Origin of the sequence: Luteococcus peritonei (genome assembly GCF_039526385.1) — a bacterium.
Lineage (GTDB): Bacteria > Actinomycetota > Actinomycetes > Propionibacteriales > Propionibacteriaceae > Luteococcus > Luteococcus peritonei.
Genome location: NZ_BAAAIX010000010.1, coordinates 15554 through 31346, shown reverse-complemented (window position 1 = coordinate 31346; position 15793 = coordinate 15554). Strand labels below are relative to the sequence as shown.

12 protein-coding genes are annotated in these 15793 nt (G+C 70.0%); 3 read left to right on the top strand and 9 right to left on the bottom strand.

All coding sequences use genetic code 11. The features are described from left to right. Window positions 1-172: 172 nt before the first annotated feature. Window positions 173-910, bottom strand: a complete 738-nt coding sequence (locus ABD073_RS05110) for a hypothetical protein (RefSeq protein WP_343872828.1) — start codon at window positions 908-910, stop codon at window positions 173-175. Between the two features lie 174 nt (window positions 911-1084). Between ABD073_RS05110 and pheA the strand changes: the two genes are divergently transcribed. Genes pheA through ABD073_RS05095 form a run of 3 tightly spaced genes read left to right on the top strand, consistent with a single transcriptional unit; the run spans window position 1085 to window position 3347 of the window. Further along, the gene (gene pheA, locus ABD073_RS05105) at window positions 1085-2005 is read left to right on the top strand and encodes a prephenate dehydratase (protein ID WP_343872827.1); all 921 of its coding nucleotides are present in this window, start codon (window positions 1085-1087) and stop codon (window positions 2003-2005) included. Then, complete coding sequence (locus tag ABD073_RS05100) at window positions 2005-2475, top strand: SRPBCC family protein (protein ID WP_343872825.1); 471 nt, start codon at window positions 2005-2007, stop codon at window positions 2473-2475. Before pheA ends, ABD073_RS05100 begins: the two co-directional genes overlap by 1 nt. After that, window positions 2475-3347 (top strand): alpha/beta hydrolase, encoded by an 873-nt coding sequence (locus ABD073_RS05095; RefSeq protein WP_343872824.1) that lies wholly within the window; start codon window positions 2475-2477, stop codon window positions 3345-3347. Before ABD073_RS05100 ends, ABD073_RS05095 begins: the two co-directional genes overlap by 1 nt. Window positions 3348-3388: 41 nt before the next feature. Here the strand turns inward: ABD073_RS05095 and ABD073_RS05090 are convergent, their stop codons facing one another. The 8 genes from ABD073_RS05090 to ABD073_RS05055 form a co-directional block, all read right to left on the bottom strand. Continuing rightward, window positions 3389-6547 (bottom strand): hypothetical protein, encoded by a 3159-nt coding sequence (locus ABD073_RS05090; protein ID WP_343872823.1) that lies wholly within the window; start codon window positions 6545-6547, stop codon window positions 3389-3391. 22 nt (window positions 6548-6569) lie between these two features. Next, entirely contained in the window at window positions 6570-8345 is a 1776-nt protein-coding gene (locus ABD073_RS05085; protein WP_343872822.1) for a glycoside hydrolase family 3 protein, read from the bottom strand. Beyond that, window positions 8342-9880: a glucoamylase family protein gene (locus tag ABD073_RS05080; protein ID WP_343872821.1), complete on the bottom strand. Its 1539-nt coding sequence runs from the start codon at window positions 9878-9880 to the stop codon at window positions 8342-8344. Before ABD073_RS05080 ends, ABD073_RS05085 begins: the two co-directional genes overlap by 4 nt. Before the next feature lie 66 nt (window positions 9881-9946). After that, entirely contained in the window at window positions 9947-10774 is an 828-nt protein-coding gene (locus ABD073_RS05075) for a carbohydrate ABC transporter permease (protein WP_343872819.1), read from the bottom strand. Further along, on the bottom strand, window positions 10774-11718 hold the full coding sequence (locus tag ABD073_RS05070; RefSeq protein ID WP_343872817.1) for a carbohydrate ABC transporter permease: 945 nt from the start codon (window positions 11716-11718) through the stop codon (window positions 10774-10776). The genes ABD073_RS05075 and ABD073_RS05070 overlap by 1 nt, the downstream gene beginning before the upstream one ends. Window positions 11719-11721: 3 nt before the next feature. Then, the gene (locus ABD073_RS05065) at window positions 11722-13008 is read right to left on the bottom strand and encodes a sugar ABC transporter substrate-binding protein (RefSeq protein ID WP_343872816.1); all 1287 of its coding nucleotides are present in this window, start codon (window positions 13006-13008) and stop codon (window positions 11722-11724) included. Continuing rightward, complete coding sequence (locus tag ABD073_RS05060; protein WP_343872815.1) at window positions 13005-14054, bottom strand: LacI family DNA-binding transcriptional regulator; 1050 nt, start codon at window positions 14052-14054, stop codon at window positions 13005-13007. Before ABD073_RS05060 ends, ABD073_RS05065 begins: the two co-directional genes overlap by 4 nt. A 104-nt stretch (window positions 14055-14158) precedes the next feature. Beyond that, window positions 14159-15736, bottom strand: a complete 1578-nt coding sequence (locus ABD073_RS05055) for a bifunctional phosphatase PAP2/diacylglycerol kinase family protein (protein WP_343872814.1) — start codon at window positions 15734-15736, stop codon at window positions 14159-14161. Window positions 15737-15793: the final 57 nt, after the last annotated feature.

The following is a 15793-nucleotide window of genomic DNA, read 5'->3' as shown; positions in this document are numbered from 1 at the left end:
TCAACACCAGACCCCGCAAGGTCTTGGACTACCGCACCCCAGCTGAAACACTCCAAGACATCATCGGTGTTGCACTGACCCCCTGAAGCCGCCCCGCAATCGGCGAAATTCCTGGATCGAGGGAACGGTTTTCAGGGTGTGGATCCTGCCCCAGGGCGGGGGAGCCGTCGGCCTAGAAGGCCAGGTGGCTGAAGAAGGGCAGCACCGGGACCAGCAGGCCGGTGCTCATCCAGAACATGCCGAAGTTCATGGCGAAGCCGGACAGGTTGTCCAGCCGTGCCTCGGGGCGGGTGAAGACCGCCACCAGGTCGCGCAGCGCGGCGTAGAGCAGCCAGGCCATCAGCGGCAGGCCGATCACCGCCAGCCACCACATGGCGCCGTGGCCGGAGGCCATCGAGCCGTGGTCCATGCCGCCATGGTTCATGCCGCTGTGGTCCATGCCCATCGAGCTGGCCGAGGCCATCGGGCTGGGGCTCGCCATCGAGCCGTGGTCCATCGGGTGGCCACCCATCGGGCTGGCCGAGGCGCCCGGCATCGGCATGGTCATGTTCCGCATCTTCACGATCATGGCCACCAGGTGCCAGGTCATGGCCGCGAACATCGCCACACAGCCGGCCGCATGGGCGCGGTGGGCGCCGTGGCTGCGCACGGCCAGCCAGCAGAACCAGAGTGCTCCCAGGCCCATCAGCACGGCGGAGACCCAGGTGGGAACCACCTGGGTGAAGGGGCGCCAGACATTGCGCGGGACCATCAGCAGCATGATGACGCTCATCAGCAGGTGCAGGCCCACCGAGGTGCGGCCCACGCGGGTGGTGGCGCGGGACAGTCGCACCGCCTCCCAGGCGGTGGTGAACAGGAACAGGACCAGCAGGCCGACGAACTTGACGGGCACCGCGGACAGCGTGAACAAGGTTTTTCCTCCGAGTGGGCAACGTTCTCACCTACAAGTCGGACGAAGATGCCGAAAAGTTCCCGGGCTGTTCCACCATTCTTCGCCCGGTCGTGGACAGCCCTGTCCCGAGGCCATCTCCCACCTCGGTCCACGCCCCGGGCGTCACGGCCGGCCCGCCCTAGACTGACGGCCATGCTCGGATACTTCGGCCCGGCCGGAACCTTCACCCACCAGGCACTGCTCAGCGTCACCGACGACGAGGCGCGGCCCTATCCCACCGTCGCCGCCGCACTCGACGCGGTCCGTGAGGGGGAGGTGGAGGCCGCCCTGGTGCCCATCGAGAACTCCGTCGAGGGCGGTGTCTCCGCCACCCTGGACAACCTGGCCAACGGCGAGCGGCTGATGATCGTCCGCGAGGTGCTGCTGCCGGTGCAGTTCGGGCTCTACGTGCGTCCCGGAACCCGGCTCGCCGACGTGCGTCGCATCCTCACCCATCCCCACGCCTTCGCGCAGACCCGGGACTGGGTGGCCGCGAACGTGCCCGGGGCGCAGGTGACCGAGGGCGGTTCCACCGCCGCCGCGGCCGCTGAGGTGGCCGACCCGTCGTCCTCCCACGACGCCGCGATCTGTGCCGCCGTCGCCGGTGAGATGTACGGCCTGGAGGCCGCTGCCACGGGGATCGCCGACAACGAGCAGGCCGTGACTCGTTTCGTGCTGGTGGCGCGGCAGGGCCCGCCGACGGTGCGCACCGGCGCGGACAAGACCACCCTGGTGGCCTACATGCGCGAGGACCACCCCGGCTCGCTGCAGGAGATCCTGGACCAGTTCGTGGTGCGCGGGGTGAACCTGTGCCGCATCGAGAGCCGTCCCACCAAGACCACCCTGGGCCAGTACTGCTTCAGCATCGACGCGGAGGGCCACCTGCTCGACGCCCGGATGGCGGAGGCGCTGCTGGGCCTGCACCGGGTGTGCAAGAAGGTGGTCTTCCTGGGCTCCTATGCGCGCGCTGACCGGGTGAAGCCGCGGGTGCCGGCCGGGCAGAAGGACGAGGACTACACCGAGGCCCAGGCCTGGCTGGAGACCCTGCGCGCCACCGGACGGGACGACGCCTGATGCAGCCGCAGCAGATGCACTACTCCTGCCAGGTGGACATCGCGGTGCCGCGAGCGCGCGTCGTCGAGCTGATGACCGATCCGGAGCGGGCCCACGAGTGGCAGCCCGGGCTGGAGCGCTACGAGTCGGTGGAGGGCGAGCGGGGACGTCCCGGCTCGGTGAGCCGGCTGGTCTTCGCGGGCGCGCCCGGCGAAGGCACGATGACCGAGCAGGTGCACCACCTGGACGAGGGCAGCTACGAGGTCACCTACTTGCTGGGGCCGGTGCGCAATGTGAACCGCAACGAGTTCACCCAGATCGAGGCGGGGGACGCGCTGCCGCAGGGCGGTACCCGCTGGCTGGCCGACCACGTCTTCCACCTGCCTCCCGGCATGCTGGAGCAGATGGGCGGCCAGGGCGAGCAGGCCTTCCGCGCCAACACCCAGCGCGCCATGGAGACCTTCCGCACCTGGTGCGAGGCGAACGCCTGATGGGGCCTGCGGCACGACTGCTGGCCCTGGGCGCGACGGCAGCCGCCGGGCTGGCGGGCGGTGCCTGGCTGGGTGCGCGACACATCAGCGGCCCGCAGCGCCCCGCCTTCGACTACGGCTTCACGCCCTTCGAGGTGGGGATCGACCAGGCCGAGGAGATCGGCTTCAGGGCCTGCGACGGCACCCGGCTGGCGGGCTGGTGGCTGGACCGGCCGGGATCCGAGCGGGTGGTGATCGTCTGCCACGGGCACCGCGGAACCAAGGCCGAGATGCTGGGCATCGGGCCCGGGCTGTGGCGGGCCGGGAACTCGGTGCTGCTCTTCGACTTCCGCGGCAACGGTGAGTCCGGCGACGGTCCGCAGTCGCTGGCCCACTACGAGCAGCGTGACCTGGAGGCCGCCATCGAGCTGGTCGCCGCCCGTCGGCCCGAGGCGCAGATCTGCCTGGTGGGCTTCTCCATGGGGGCCGCCACCAGCATCCTGGTGGCCGCCCGCGACGAGCGGGTGGCGCAGGTGGTGGCCGACTCACCCTTCGCGGACATGCGCGGCGTGATCGAGGCGGCCGTGCGTGGCTGGCGCCTGCCGCCCGTGCCGCTGGTGCAGCTGGCCGACCGCGCCACCCAGATCGCCTACGGCTACCGCTTCGCCGACGTGCAGCCGATCGACGTGGTGGGCCGCATCGCCCCGCGCCGGCTGCTCATCGTGCACGGCACCCAGGACTCGGTGATCCCCGTGGAGCACGCCCGACGCCTGGCCGCGACCGCCGGTGAGGGATCGCGCCTCGAGCTGGTGGAAGGCGTCGACCACTGCGGTGCCTACTTCGCCGACCGGCCCGGCTACATCGCCCACGTCGCGGACTTCCTGGCGGGCTGAGAGGCCGGGCCTGGCAGCCCAGTGCTCCCGTGGAGAGCGAATCAGCCGCCGACCAGCACCTCGAGCTCGACCACGTTCACCCCACCCGCGATGGCCGCCAGCGGGTCGACCAGCGCCACGCCTGCCTCGCGGTAACGCGAGCTGAGTGGCCGGGTGGCCAACGGACGTCCTTGGTGGCGCACCTCGCGCACGCCGTGGCCGGCGCCGCGTACCCGATAGGTGAGGTGCAGCTCGTGGCCCTCCACGTGGACCACGGCGCGCAGGCCGTCGAGCTGGGAGGGCAGCACCGGGTCGATCTCCAGCCCGGCGGCACGCCGACGGACGCCCAACACCTTCTCCACCACCAGCCGCAGCACCAGACCGGGTCCTGAGGAGTAGACCCGCCAACCGCCCTCGAAACGGGTGCTGGGCGAGAAGAGGTCGTCGGCCTGGTGGCTGGCCTGGTAACGGTCGGTGAACCAGGCGTCGGAGGAGGAGTAGTAGCAGTTGTTCTGTCGCAGGGCGGCACCCTCGACCCGCTCGACGAGCGCTGCCGGCACCACCTTGAGCAGTTCATGCCACATCTGTTCGGCCATGCCCAGATGGCTCAGCGCCTCGACGTGGCGGACGTGCGCATGGGTGTACATCAGACCGATCTCGCGTCCCCAGAAGGTGGCCGCCTCGGCACGCTTGAAGACGGTCATGGTGCCCCCGGTGTAGGCCACCGGCCGGTCGAACAGGTAGCTGCCGGTGGGGCCGGACAGGTGCTGCGAGATCAAGGCCTGGTGGTGCAGCGCCTGCTCCGGGCTCAGCAGCTCGTCGCTGATGGCATGGATCATCTGCAGCAGCCCGTGGTGCAGTCCGGTCCGCTCGTCGCGCGGATGCACCAGGACCTCGGGCTCGTCCTCGCTCAGCACGACATAGCCGGCAAGCTCGTCGTCCACCAGCAGGACCTCCTCGAAGGCCTGCCTGGTGCCCGCGACGAGTTCGTCGAGCTCGTTGGACAGCTCGGGCCAGGGTCCGCGCAGCTGCTCGGCCAGCAGGCTGAGGGCCTGGATCTCGAGTTCGGTGGTCCACGTCGAGCACATCTGGTGGGCCAGCTCCGGCCGGGCAGGTTGCAGGGAGTCGTTCCAGTCGCCGTGACCATAGGCCGGCAGCCGGGGGTCGCGGGTGCGCTGCGCGGTGATGCGGTCCACCGCCAGCCGGACGTGCTGACGCAGTGGGACCGGCGCCAGGACCTCATCACGCCCGACCAGGGCGGTGCACTCGTCCAGGATGCCGGCGTCCCCGGTCACGGCGAGGTATTCGGCCAGCGCCAGCAGCGGCCAGTAGACGACGTCACCGTGGGACTCGCGATGCCCCGGCCCAGCCATCTGGGGCAGGAAGTGGAACCACTGGGGCCAGTCGCCGTCGTCCTGCTGCCCCGCGAAGATCTGTACCAGCGTGCGACGCAGGGCCTGCTGCTCATCCGTGGCGAGCAGCAGCCCCACCGGCCCCTGGCAGACGTCGCGCACGCCCCAGGCCCCGCCGGTGTACTGCTCCAGGCCTCGCGGTGCCTGGTAGTGGACGGCCGCGTCGTGGGCCAGCGCGGAGATGAAGTGGGCCAGAGCGGAGGTCTCACCCTGGTCGGCCACGGACGACGGGTCCAGCGAGGGCAGTCGCCAGTGGTGGGTGCGGGACGCGTCGCTGCCGCCGGGGAGCAGCAGCCGCACCGAGGCAGCCGTGGCCTGGTCCAGCTGCACGGTGCGCGTGCTGAGCCCACGGGAGCCGCCATCGGCGAACAGCGGTCCGTCGTCGCCGAGCTGACCGGCGGTCACGTCGAGGCTGAGGCCGGGGTTGGTCTCGTCCAGCACGAGCAGCAGATCGAGCGGCTGGCCCTCCACCCTGACGTCCAGCCGCAGCTCCTGGGTTCCGGTGAGCTCGACGTCGACGGTCACCGTGCTGCCGTCCAGGTCGCCGTCGAGCCGGTACAACCAGGTGCAGTGCTCGTCGCGGGTGCGCCACAGCGAGGGCGTGGTCAGCAAGCGCCAGGTGCTGCCGCCTCGACGTACCAGCAGCCGCAGCCCCGCGGCCTCGCACAGGCCGAGGTAGGAACGGCGGATGCCCAGCAGTTCGCCCGACGAGGCGGGCCCCGAGGTGAGCTGGGAGGCGAAGACGCCGGACATCCAGGCGGTCGAGGCCAGCGCTCGGCCATCAGCCTCCGGGCCGGGGGACAGGTGCAGGATCTTGCCGTGCGGCCGCAGGACCTCCCGCTCCTTCGCGGCGGTCACCACGTGCTCCGAACCCACGAAGCCGGAGAGCAGGCATCCGTCGGTCGTGCGCTCCTCGCTGGTGAGGCCGGCAGGCTCCCCGGGGAAGTCGTGCACGCCCGCCGGCCGAGCCGGACAGAAGACGGTGGGCACCACGGGTGCCGTCTGTCGCGGTTCGGGACACGACGACCAGATCCGGGTGGCCAGGCGCTCGGTGAGCAGTGCCACGTCCTGCACTCCGGTGGCATGCGGGTGGTCGGGCACCGTGATGATCCAGAACTGCCCTTCCTGTCGCTCACCCGGGGCCAGCCGGATCGGGGCGGTCTGCAGGGCGGCGAGGGTGTGCTCGTGCTGCAGGCGCTCGGACGGCAGTTCGACGGACAGGTCCAGACCCTCACCGCGGGCTCGGTCCAGCAGCTGCAGCGCGTCGGTGGCCCAGCCGACCACCGGCTCGCTGCTGCCCAGCGCCGCCCACGGCTGCCGTTCGCCGGGCATGTTCTGGCGCACCGCCAACGCAGTCGATGTCTGGCCGTGCGGGGCAGGGACCTCCACGGGGGTCAGGTCCAGGTACTGGCTGACGTAGTACTCGCTGCGACGCAGGTCGGCCACCGGCGTCAGGGCGACGTCGAGGGTGCACACCAGGTCCAGCTCGACAGGCTCGGTCCCGATGTTGTCCAGGGACCAGCGCCAGCCAAGGACGCCGGGGTCCTCGGCGTCGAACCATGTCGTGTGACGCACCCCGGCCAGCTCCCCGCGCACCGCCGTCAGTCCTTGGTGCTGGAAGCTCTCACCCTGGCTCGCCGGGCCGGTCAGCGGACGCAGCTCCTGCACCCGCCCGTCCTCCCTGCGGCGCAGCCAGAGGTTCGCTGGGCCGGACTCCAGCTCGGTCGCCGGGTAGAGCAGCAGGCTCAGCCCGTCCACCTCCAGCTGCTGCAGGGCGCCGGAGGAGGTGGTGCGGACGGTGGTGGTCATGGTTCTCCTGGGGTGGGACGCGTCAGGACTGCTGCAGCCCGAAGCCATACTCGAACAAGGGATCGGCGGTGTCGCCCGGCACGTCCTCGCGGGAGGCGCGCACCGCCTCCATCGACCGGGGCAGCTGGAAGGGCAGGCGCCCGCAGGCCGGCACCCGGCCGGTCACGGCGTCCAGCCAAGCGGTGTCACTGACTCCGAAGCTCACCGTCAGGGCGCTCGTGGTCTCGACCAGCGGTGTGAGGATCGCCGGGCGGTCCAGGCTGACGTCGAGCACCAGCGGGCAGTGCTCCGCCAGCCTGGCCAGGCGGATCGCCAGCCCCGGCTGGAAGTCCAGCGCCCCCTGCCGGAACCATCGCTCCAGGAAGAGGTCGTCGCGGGGATCGAAGGGGGCATCGATCCGGACCAGGGCGAGGTCGGCCTGCTCCGGCGCCTCGACCGGCTGGAAGCCGGCCGCGCGCAGGGCGTCGGGAGAGACCCCCTCGGCGTAGACCCGCTGGCCGGCCAGGGGGAGTCCCAGCTCGTCGCGCAGCAGCACCACGGACCGCGACTGGGTCTCCAGGCCCAGGGCCACGTCCTCGGCGCGCCCGGTCTGCTCTTCGGCAGCGTCCTCGTCGACGAAGGGGTCGTCGAACAGGCCGAGCTCCAGCTTCACGCGCAGCAGGCGTCGGGCCGACTCGTCGATGCGCTGCTCGGTGACCTTGCCCTCGCGCACCAGGTCCAGCAGCAGGTCCGTGCACTCCTCGCCGCCGAACTGGTCGGCGCCGGCGTCGAGGATCTTGAGCATCCGTTCGCGTGGGTCCAGGTGCTCCACGCCCCAGGCCCGTGCCGGCAGCACCTGGTCGCCGACGTGGTTGTCGTTGACCAGCTCCCAGTCGGACAGGATCACACCGTCGAAGCCCAGTTCCTCACGCAGCAGGCGGGTGAGCACCTGCTTGTTGTAGCCGAAGCCGACCGCTTCCACCTCCTGCCCGTCGAGCACCAGGCCGAGCGGCCGGCCGTAGTAGGGCATGATCGCGCTGGTGCCAGCTGCGACGGCGCGACGGAAGGGAGCCAGGTGCTCCTCGAAACGACCACCCGGATAGACCTGGTCCTTGCCATAGGGGAAGTGCGCGTCCTCGCCGTCGCGCTGGGGCCCGGCGCCCGGGAAGTGCTTGGTGACGGCGGCCACGGAGCCGGGGCCGAAGCCGTCTGGACCGGCCAGCCCCTCGAGGTAGGCGACCACCATGTCGGCCACCAGCTCGGCGTCCTGCCCGAAGGTCTCGCGCTGCCGGCCCCAGCGCGGTTCGGTGGCCAGGTCTGCCGTCGGGTGGAGGGCCATGGTGATGCCCAGGGCGCGGTACTCGCGGCGCACCACGTCGGCGAAGCGGCGCACCAGATCCGCGTCGCGCAGGGCGGCCAGCCCCAGCGGCTCTGGCCAGACGGACAGGAAGCCAGCGCTCCACGAGGTGCCGGCATTCTGCACGTGGGCATGGCGTGGGTCGGTGGAGATGGTGACGGGGATGCCGTGGGACTCGCGAGCCATCCGCTGCAGGGCGTTGTACCAGCGCGCGCCGCTGCGTGCGTCGGGGATCTGGTGGATGTTGAAGTGACTCATGCACTTGTCCACGACGACGTGCCGAGTGGCGCTCTTGCTGATCGCACCGGGACCGTCGAGCAGGGCGCCGTCGGGGCCCATCTCGATCACCGTGTGGAACATCAGCCCGACCTTCTCGGCCAGGCTGAGGCGCCCCATCACATCGTCCAGGCGGGCCTCGATGTCCTGCGCTCCTGCAACGGTGGCCCGCGAGTCCTGGCTCATCGGACCAGCCCTGCCCCGAAGACCTCGACGCCGATCACGGGCCGCAGGGTCTTCTCGACCTCGGCGGTCGCGAACCATCGGCGCATGCCGCCCGGCAGCAGGATGTTGCCGAGTGCGCCCATCACCATGGACTGGTCCAGACTGAGGTAGCGACGGGCCACCTGGCCGGATCGGGTGGAGGCCGCGTCGAAGAAGCCGCCCTTGCCGTAGCAGCGCAGCTCGGTCTCGATCTTCTGCAGGTTGCGCAGCCCCTCCTTGTGCTCGTACATCATGCCGAGGAAGCCGGCGTGGGGGGTCACCACGCCGTCGCCGTAGGTCTGGGGCGGGTTGTCCCAGTGGTAGTCGGTCTTCTCCTGGTCGCTGAAGTAGCCCTCCGGGTTGAGGCCGAGCATGTCGAGGCCGTACTCGCGGTAGCCGCCGGCCGGGTTCGAGCAGGGAGAGAAGCCCCAGTAGCCGTACCTCGCGTCGAGCAGGCCGTGCTCGCGCTGGGCCCGCACGTGGAGCGGGTGGTTGACGCCCCAGCTGCGGGGCCCCCATTCCGCCTCGGGGACGAACAGGTCGGGCATGAGCTCCTCGAACATGCTGCCGCCCCAGCCGGGCACGATGTGCATGCCGCGGTAGGTGTGGGCGCCTTCGTAGACGTCCACGCCGTAGTAGCTGCGGTCCTCGCCCACCGGCGGCATCTCCGGCCAGGTCCAGTCCTCGGGGAAGGTGCGCCAGGTGGTGAAGTAGGCGCCGGCAGGGATCTGTCCGCGCATGATGCCCAGGTAGGTCACCATCCGGGCCTCGCTGATGGCGGTGTCGTAGTGGTGCGTCGCGGTGTACCAGACCGGGTCTCCGCCGACGCCATTCATCGGCACCTTCTCCACGACTCCGTCGCGGTTCGGGCGGCTGGTGTAGAAGCCGCCGTAGTTGGCGCCGGGCTTCCGGGCGAAGTCACGGTCGAAGAAGACGTCCCAGCGCATCGGCTCGAACAGGGCGAGGGCGGCTGCACGATTCGACGGATCGCCGTTGGCCACCACCCACAGGGCGGCGCCCAGCCAGCCCATGTCCACGCTGGAGACGAAGGGGTCGATCGGGTTGCCGTTCTCCGGCCAGGTGTGCAGCAGCGCGCCGGTGTTCTCGTCGTACCAGTTGTAGTACATGCCCGACGGCTCGTGTCGCTCCATCCGGGCCAGGCTGGCGAGGGTGAGCTTGATGCGGTAGGAGGCGTCGGCGGCCGAGAGGATGCCCAGCTCGCGCGCCACGAGGGCGCTCCACAGCAGGCCGCCGATGTTGGTCGGGGAGGTGTAACCGGACCGGGTGGACAGCTCACCGTCGATGTTGTCGGCGACCAGACCGGTGCTGGGGTGGCTCATGGCGTCGAGCGAGCGCCAGGTGTCGCGCGCCCAGCGCAGCAGGGTCTTGCGCTGACCCGGCGGGATGTCCTTCCAGGCGGGGCTGGCGGCCTCGGCGCGGGCGGTTCCGGTGGGGAGCTGGCTGGCCACCGCAGTGGTGGCCAGTCCAGCGAGGGCGGTGCGGCGGGAGATGTTCATGCTGACTCCTTCGTCAACGGGGTGGGGGTGTTGGTGCCGGGTTCCGGCGGGTGGTGGGCCACCGGCTCACTTGAGGCCGGTGCTGGCGATGCCCTCGATGAAGTAGCGCTGGAAGAACAAGAAGACGGCGAGGATGGGCATGACCACCAGGGTCGCGCCGGCCAGCAGCAGTCCGTAGTCGGTCTGGTTCTGGCCGGTGGAGACCAGGGCCAGGGCCACCGGCAGGGTGTAGGTCTTGTCACTGGAGCTGACCACCAGGGGCCACAGGAAGTTGTTCCAGGAACCGAGGAAGGTGAGGATCCCCAGCGTCGCGAAGGCGGGCGTGGCCAGCGGGAGGAAGATCCGGAAGAAGATCCCCAGCTCGCCGACGCCGTCGATGCGGCCGGCCTCGATCAGGTCGCGCGGCAGCCCCAGGAAGAACTGGCGCATCAGGAAGACGCCGAAGGGCTGCACCAGGAAGGGCAGGATCAGGGCCGGCAGTGTGTTGGCCAGGCCCATGTTCACGATCAGCACGTACTGGGGGATGAAGGTGACCAGGCCCGGGATCATCAGGCAGCCCATGACGGCGGCGAAGATCAGCTTCTTGCCCGGGAACTGCAGGTGCGCCAGGGCGTAGCCCAGCATGGAGCTGAAGAGCAGATTGCCCACCGTCACGGCCACCGCGACGATCGTCGAGTTGGCGAAGAAGCGGCCCCAGGGCTGCGAGGCGAACAGGCGGCGGAAGTTGTCCAGCGTGGGGTGCTCGGGCAGCCACTTCGGCGGCACGGACATCAGCTCGGTCTGGGTCTTGACGCTGCCCAGCAGCATCCACACGAAGGGCAGAGCCACGAGGAAGAGCACGACGGTGAGCAGCAGGTAGAGCCACCACCGGGAACGGAAGTCGCTGTCCTTCATCAGTCCTTCTCCCTGGTCAGGCGGAACTGCAGCACGGTGACCAGTGCCACCACCACGAAGGTGAGGTAGGCCATGGCGCCGGCGACGCCGTAGTTGCCGTAGCCGAACTGCTGGTAGGTGTACATGGAGGCCGAGATGGTGGAGTTCAGCGGACCGCCCTTGGTCATCACGAAGGGCTCCTCGAAGAACTGCAGGTAGCCGATGGTGGTGGTCACCAGGACGAAGAGCAGGGTGGGGCGCAGCTGCGGGAAGGTGATGTTGGTGAAGCGCTTCCACGCTCCGGCGCCGTCCAGCATGGCAGCCTCGTGCAGACTCCACGGCACGGCCTGGAGACCGGCCAGGAAGATGATCATGCCGGTGCCGAAATTGCGCCAGGTGGTGAGCATGATCAGGCTCAGCAGCGAGGTGCGGGTGTCGTTGAGCCAGTTCGGGCCGGTGATGCCCACCCAGCCCAGCATCGAGTTGACCAGTCCTGCGTCGGAGAGCAGGAACTTCCAGACCACGGCCACCGCCACGATCGAGGTGATCACCGGCGTGTAGAAGCCCACCCGGAAGAGCGAGCGGAAGCGTTTGATCCCCTTGTCCAGGGCCACCGCTGCGGCGAGGCCGGCGGCCATCGTCAGCGGGACGCCGATCAGCACGAAGACGGCGGTGTTCAGCGCTGCGCGCTGGTAGACGGGGTCGGAGAGTGCTTTGGCGTAGTTGTCCAGCCCGACGAAGTCCACGGCGAAGGGCGTGCGGATGTCACGAATGCGCATGTCCGTGAAGGACATGAACAGCGACTGGATCACCGGCCATGCGGTGAAGGCGGTGAACAGGACCAGGAAGGGCAGCGAGAGCAGCAGGCCCGCACGGGCCTCCCGGGCGTTCCGGCCGCTGCTGCGACCGGAACGCCGGGGAGCGCTGTCCACCGCCGCGGGCACGATGCCGGGCAGTGCTGACATGGATCAGCCGATTCCGATGCTGGTGGCCTCGGTCTGGGCGGTCTTCAGGGCGTCCGCGGGGGCCAGGCCGGACTTGCAGACCTTCTCCACCTGGGCGTCCATCTTGCCCGCCACCTGCTCCCAAGTGCTGATCGACGGCGGGGCGTAGGCGGTCTTGAGCTGCTCGCCGAAGACGGCGAGCTTCTCGTCGCCCTTCAGCGACTCGTCCTCCCAGGCATCCTTCACCGAGGGCAGGTCGGTGGAGGACTTGTACCAGGTGATCTGGTTCTCCTTCTCGGTGAGGAACTGCACCAGCTTCCACGCGGCATCGCGGTTCTTGGTGTTCTTGAAGACCGCCAGGTTCGCGCCGCCGACGAAGGAGGCCGAGGACTCCTTCTTGGGCATGGTGAAGACGCCGTACTTGTCCTTGAAGGCATCCCCGCCGCCGGCCTTCTCCACCGCAGCCATCATCCAGGGCCCGGAAATGAACATCGGGGCCACACCGGAGGCAAAGTCCGCCTCCGCGGGGGAGGAGGAGATGGCCTTGTTGGCCAGACCCTCGGTGAAGTAGCTCTGGTAGTAGGTCAACGCCTCGACGTTCTTGGCGTCGTCGAGGGTGAAGGTCTTGGCGTCGTCGCTCATCAGCTTGCCGCCGTTGCTCCACATCATGGGCGCATAGGTCTGCCAGGCACCCTGGCCGCCGGGCTGCAGGTTGAGCCCGACCTTGGCGCCGGCCTTCTCCTTGTAGGCCTTGGCCAGCGCCTTGAGGCCGTCCCAGTCGGTGGGGGTCTCGGTGATACCGGCCTTCTCGGCGAGGTCCTTGCGGTAGTAGACGCAGCGGGTCTCGACGTACCACGGGACGCCGTAGGTGGTGCCGTCGACCACATTGGTCTTCTGGGCGCCCTCGAAGAACTTGCTGTTGTCGATGTTGCCGGGCACCTGGTCCAGGGCGCCGAGACCGACGAACTCGCCCATCCAGGTGCTGCCGACCTGCGCCAGGTCCGGGGTGGTGCCGCCGGCGATCGCGGAGGTGAACTTGTCGTGCGCGGAGTCCCACGGGATGGGGGTGACGGTCACCTTGCAGTCGGGGTTCTGAGCGGTGAACTCCTTGACCAGGGCGGGCAGCTTCTCGCCCTCGGCGCCCATGGCCCACACGGTGAGTGTGCCGGTGGCCTTGCCCTCGGCGATGGCGGGGGCTGCGGAGGCGCTGCCGCCGCCACTGCTCTCGGACTGGCGGCCGCATCCGGTGGCGACACCGGCGATCGCGAGCGCGGTGAGGCCGACGAAGCCTCGACGGGTGATTGCGGTCATGGGAGCTCCTTGTTGCTCTCGTTGGGGTTGTTGCCCCCGGTTGGATTGCAGCCGCACGACGTGCGGTGGGCGAGGGTTGCGGGGAGGGTGACGACCTCAGCGGTGGGGTCGGCACCGTCGATCCGTTGGGAGAGTCGTTGCACGACCATCCCGCCCAGCTGGCGGACCGGCTGGGAAACCGTGGTGAGGCCGGGGCTGACGTACCGCGCTGTCACGGTGTCGTCCCAGCCGGTGATGGCGACGTCGTCGGGCACCCGGACGCCGTGCTGCTGCAGGGTCTGCAAGACGGCCAGGGCGAGCTCGTCGTTGCCGCAGACCAGGGCATCGTGCTCCATCCCGGACTCCAGGAGCTCCAGGGCGAAGCGACGCCCTTCCTGCTCGGAGGGGAAGACGGGATGCGTGCTGGTGGGCAGGCCAGCGGCGGTCATGGCGGCCTGGTGGCCCCGGTGCCTCATGCCCAGGTCGCTGCCCGGTTCCGGGGAGCCCACGAAGGCGATTCGCTGCCGCCCGTTGGCGAGTAGGTGGCTGGTGAGCTCCTCGGCGACGTCCTCGTTCTCGACGAAGAAGGCATCGTTGGCGCCGACGCGGGAGCGTGCAGCAGTGACCACCGGACGGGTCCGTGCGATCTCCTCGATCAGGTCCGAACGGGCGGCGCTGCGGGCCATGAAGGCGATCCCGTCCACCTGTGCGGCCAGGCTGCGGATCGCCGCCCGGCTGTCCTGGCGAGGATTGGCCAGCGTGATGATCACCGAGTAGCCGGCCTGGCTCGCCGCGGTCTCGAAGCCCACCAGCAGGTCTGCGTAGTAGGGGCCGTCGATGTGCGGCAGGACCAGGCCCAGTGCATGGGTCCGGTTCCCCGCGGCCAGCGAGCGGGCCGCGGCGCGGGGCAGGTAGTCCAGAGCGGCCGCTGCCTCCTGGACGGCGATCCGGGTGGGGTCGGAGATCCGGGGGTCATTGCGCAGGGCTCGGCTGACGGTGGCCGTGGAGACGCCGGCGCGCTGGGCCACCTGGTAGATGGTCACCCCTGTCGCGGGCCTCGTCGCCATGATTCCTCCGTCGCCATCGACGTTGTGCAAGCGCTTGCACAATTACTTCGCATGAGCATACGCCCCGCCTTTCAGCGGCACAAGGGTTGGGTGGGGACGAAGGCTCAGCGCTGCATCACGAGCAGCGCGGCGGGAACCACCTCGGCCTCGAAGACGGTGGCGCGGCCCTCGGTGTCACCGTCGAGCTCGTAGGGCATCTCCTCGGCGACGGTGATCCGCACCCTGCGGCCGGTCACCTCGTCCACCTTGTCCTGCTCGGAGGGGCGGCGGGCGAGCACGCGCGCGGCCATCGAGGCCCAGTCGGTGACCCGGCGGGGGGAGGCGACGATCAGGTCGAGCCGACCATCGGTGGCCGAGGCGCGCGGGAAGAGCTGGATCCCGCCCTGCAGCAGGCCCACATTGCCCACCACCGCCATCATCGCGCGGCGCTGCTGGGGTGGCTCGTCGTCCACCTGGAAGGCCAGTTCCATCGGCTGGGCGGCCACCTGCTGGGCGGCGGCCAGGAAGTAGGCGGCCGAGCCCACCGTCTTCTTCAGCTCCGGCCGGGTGGTCTCCATGATCCGTGCGTCGATCCCGATGCCCGCCATCACCGCGAAGTGCTCGGCCTGCTCCTGCTTGCCGTCGATGGTCACCTTCACCAGGTCGATCGGTTGGGCGGTGCCGGTGAAGGCCAGCCGGGCCGCCTCGGTCTCGTCGAGCGGGATGCCCAGGTTGCGCGCCAGCAGGTTGCCGGTGCCGGCCGGGATGATCCCCAGCGGGATGCCGGTGCGGGCCAACCCGGAGCAGACCACGCGCACGGTGCCGTCGCCACCGGCCACCACCACCAGGTCCACCTGCTGGCGCACCGCCTCGCGGGTCATCTCGTAGCCCGGGTCGTCGGGCCGGGTCTGCAGCCACAGCGCATCGCCCCAGCCACGCCGCTCCAGCTCCCACTCGATGCTGCGGCGGAAGCTGGCCCGGTCCATCACCTTCGACGGATTCCAGATCACCGCGCAGCGGCGCACCGTCTCGTGGTCCACCGCAGTGCGGGCCGGCAGCGGCAGCACGTGCACCCGCGCCAGCAGGCAGGCCAGCGAGGCGCAGACCAGGCCCACCAGGAAGCCGCCGACGATGTCGGTGGGCCAGTGGGCATTCATCACGTAGCGGTCCCAGGCCACCACCGCGACGCCCAGCACACCGGCCACCCGCCACAGGTAGCGCATGTCTGCCGCCTGCCGCGTGGTCGTCGTGGTGGCGATCACCATCAGCGCCGTCGTGGTGGCCATCGCCATGTGCCCGCTGGGATAGGAATGCCCGGCATAGGTGATGACGTCGTCCAGCGGGGAGAGCGGGCGCGACCGCTCGAAGACGTGCTTGAGCACGAAGTTGCCGCCCCAGGCCAGGCCCACCGAGAGCAGCAGGGCGAAGGCCAGGTTGCGCAACCGACGGCGCCAGGCCCAGTAGGCCACTGCCACCAGCACGGTGGCCAGCACGCCCGGCAGGGTCACGATCGCGATCGCCGCCCAGACCTCGGCCTGCGCGCTGCCCGGCTCCAGCTTCGGCGCCCGGCTGTGCTCGTCCAGCCCGGCCAGCGCATCGGTCCCCAGCGCCAGCCAGGTCCACAGCACGAAGCCCAGCGTCGAGACCACCAGCAGCACCGCCGAGTAGTGGGCGCGCGCATAGCGGACGAGGGAGCGGGACATGGACACCAGTCTCCCACGCGACGACCAGGCGACGGCCGCCCACGAGGCGGGAGCGGG